The following is a 3,350-nucleotide window of genomic DNA, read 5'->3' as shown; positions in this document are numbered from 1 at the left end:
TTCTTAAATCTGGGTTTACCACTTTTCTTCCTGTTGCTATCGCCTTTAAGGAATCTGTTAAACGCTAGCTCAACGCGTTTTGAAACGTCTTGCAGTGTTTGAGATGGTACAGATTTAAAATCCAGTAATTCCCCAGAATGACCAACCTTAACAAGGTCTTCCTTTATTTCTGGTAATAGTTTCTTTTGACTGTAAAAGTTTGGATTATCCCTTAACTCTACTGGTGGTAACGAACACGAGATATAGCAAAAGTCTCCTTGCGGAAACAACGGGTAATCCCTATTTTTCTCCCACCAATCAAACCTATCTCCTAGTTGCCAGTTGTACCAATACTGAGATGTTCTTAGCCAGCTATTTAATTGTATTTTTTGCGGTGTTTCTGGATAAGCTCTGCATTGGTGATTTAGCAGCAATCTTCTTATCTCCTTAAAATGAGTGTTGATATAATTGACTACACTTAGCATAACATAGCTCCCGAAAAAGTTGTGAAAGATGATTTTGTTTCAAAAGGTCGGTCAATCAGTGACCTTAAAGTTCATTTAGTGTTGACTACAAAGTATCGTCGCAAAGCTTTAACTGATGGTATGTTAAAGCGCTTGCACATTATGCTTGAAGATTTATTGGTTAAATGGGATTGCAAGTTAATTGAGTTTAATGGGGAAGAAGACCATGTTCACATACTTTTTCAATACCATCCAGACTTACAATTAAGTACATTGGTTGGCAATATTAAGTCAACTACTTCTCGTAGAATTAGACAAGAGTTTGCTCAGCATTTGAGCTATTTTTACTCAAAGGATGTTCTTTGGAATGGATCTTATTTTGTAGCAAGCTGTGGTGGAGTAACCATTACAACTTTGCGCCAATACATTGAAAGCCAAGACCGTCCAGCTCCTGGGAATTCGTCAGCCACCCCGCTTCCTGGCTGAGCGATGGTCAGCTATAGTCGGGGGTGCCTTCCTCATCCCCTCGCCATTCATCCCACGCTTCCCTTCGGGTAAGACCTGGGGCTTCTGGCTAGCTAGCTAAACAAGAAAATCAGAAGGAAGCGATTTATTTTGATGTAAAATAAATCACATTTTTTACGTACGTAAGGTTCTGTTATGCGACAACCTCCAAGCTCTGCAAGTGTTAATACTGTACCCATGTGCGATTGCGAGTCTGACCCCATCGGTTGCCTTGAACAAATGTTTGTTGAGATGGTTCAGATGGGACGAATTCAGCAAGGTCAATGTCCAGCCCGTCGTCCCGTTTTTCTACGTTTACATGGCGTAGCCCACGGACACTTACAAATTATTCCTAATCTACCTGAACACTTGCGGGTTGGTTTGTTTAGCCAAGCCACATCTTACCCGGTTTGGGTACGTTATGCAAGTGATATACCAGATGGTATACCTGATATAAAAAGTACAGTGGGTATTGGTATTAAAGTTTTTGGCGTCCCAGGAAAAAAAATTCTCCCTCCGGACGAACATGCTCCTACCATTGACCTGCTATTGCAAAACATAGATGTCTTTTTTGTAGATAATGCATATGAAATGTGTGCATTTACAAAAGCTTCCTTAACTGGTAAAGAAGCAGCAGAGGAATGGTTAAAAACACACCCCAAAACCCAAGAAATTCTCAATGAAATGGAGAAGATCGTGCCTTCTGTCCTAGAAACCGATCTATGGAGCGCGATGCCCTTTCATTTTGGAGAGCATCATTTTTGTAAGTATAAATTAGAGCCAGAAATAGTTCCCCCAGGACTTGAGCCTAATTACGACGATCCCAATTATTTACATGCCGATCTGGCACAGCGACTTTCTGGCGGCGAAGCACGACTAAAGTTTTTAGTTCAGTTGCAAGGTGACCCCGAAACAATGCCTGTTGATCGCGCTACCGTTCGCTGGTCTGAAACTTCATCGCCACCCATTCACGTTGCTACATTAATTCTTCCCTCTCAAAATATCAACGCTCGTGGTCAAGCAGCATATGGTGAAACACTTTCGTTTAACCCGTGGCGCACTCTAGCGGCTCATCAACCAATCGGCAGTATTGCAGAGGCTCGAAAAATTGTCTACCAAGCTTCAGCAAGACTCAGACGTAACGTAAATGGGGAACCTATTGGAGAACCACAAGAAATTCGACCAAGCACCGTTTGGCCTGATGGAAAGGACAGATATATTGTTCGCGCAGCCATTCATCCAGGGATTGGGGTAGCACGTGTGGGAAACAGTACTGCTGAAGATGGGTACTACATTGGACCAGAGGTTATAGATCCAACTCATGGAAATATCCGTGATGAAAAAGGAGCGATAAAACGCCAAGCTGCTCGATTCCGAATTTATGGTTACAATGCAGCTGGTGAAGTAGTTGGAGAACTTAACAGCAATAATGCAGATATAGAGTGGACTGTACATCTTGCTAATCGCAAGGCCGAGTGGTATCAGTTTCAAGCTGCCCTTGATATTCCCGAAACCAAAGATCTCTCAATTGGGCTCCGTAATCCAAAAGTACAAAAACGACAAAAGCTAGCAATCGATCCTGGAACACGAACAATCACAGGAAGTAATACATCGGGTGCAGCTTACCAGTTTGACAACGGTAAATTCATGGATGTTACAGTGCCCTTGGGTGAGTTACGAACAGACGCAAATGGGCATTTATTAGTCTTAGGAGGGTTTGGCAAATCTGGGTCTCCTGAAGGAACACCCATCTATGATCCTAATAATTCCAATAGCTTTAACAATGCAGATGGATGGTTTGATGATATTTCTGATGGTCCTGTCAGTGCTAAGGTAAATATTGCTGGCCGAGAAATTCCTATTGAATCAAGTTGGGTGATTGTTGGTCCACCTAACTATGCGCCTGATATTATTGGATGGCGCACACTCTATGACTTACTCGTCGATTCTTATGTAGAATGCGGCTGGATGTCAATGCCCACACAGGCTTCCTTCGCGAAGGATATTTTGCCAATTTTATCTCGGTTGTCGAATTTACAGTGGGTCAATAAAGGGTTTGCGACTCTATTTGGCAAAGGCAGCCCTATGGATTTTACCGACCCTCATTTTATCGCTAAGCTTGCCCATGCACCAGAAGCTGATAATGATCCATATCGGGAGTTACGCCAGATCATATTTAATATGTTTCGTCCAGCAGATACTAAAAGTAGCGATCGCAGTAATTGGCCATGGATTTATGGTGACGCCTATGGTAGTGCACCTGCGGACTCTCCCCGAAACAATCTGGCTTTATCAAAAGTGCGGATGCAGCTAATGGAGTATTGGGTTAATGGCAATTTCGTGAATGACTGGGATAAAGAATTCAAGTCACCGACTAGCCTCAGTAAAATATCCCTTGCACAG

The 3,350-nt window shown here is 42.7% G+C and carries 3 protein-coding genes; 2 read left to right on the top strand and 1 reads right to left on the bottom strand.

Annotated features, from left to right (window positions below):
* Positions 1-464 (bottom strand): helix-turn-helix domain-containing protein (locus tag G4P69_RS36390; protein ID WP_243903166.1); only part of this gene is annotated, 464 nt, incomplete at its 3' end.
* Positions 465-485: 21 nt separating this feature from the next.
* On the opposite strand from G4P69_RS36390, the gene tnpA reads away from it, so the two are divergent.
* Entirely contained in the window at positions 486-929 is a 444-nt protein-coding gene (gene tnpA / locus G4P69_RS36385; protein WP_208346111.1) for an IS200/IS605 family transposase, read from the top strand.
* A gap of 174 nt (positions 930-1,103) precedes the next feature.
* Positions 1,104-3,350, top strand: a 2,247-nt coding sequence (locus G4P69_RS36380) for a LodA/GoxA family CTQ-dependent oxidase (protein ID WP_208354737.1), incomplete at its 3' end; no start/stop codon positions are given.

The sequence above is a fragment of the Aetokthonos hydrillicola CCALA 1050 genome (assembly GCF_017591665.1).
In the GTDB taxonomy this organism is placed as follows: domain Bacteria; phylum Cyanobacteriota; class Cyanobacteriia; order Cyanobacteriales; family Nostocaceae; genus Aetokthonos; species Aetokthonos hydrillicola.
The sequence above is the reverse complement of the archived record's forward strand: the minus strand, read 5'-3'. Positions and strand labels throughout refer to the sequence as shown.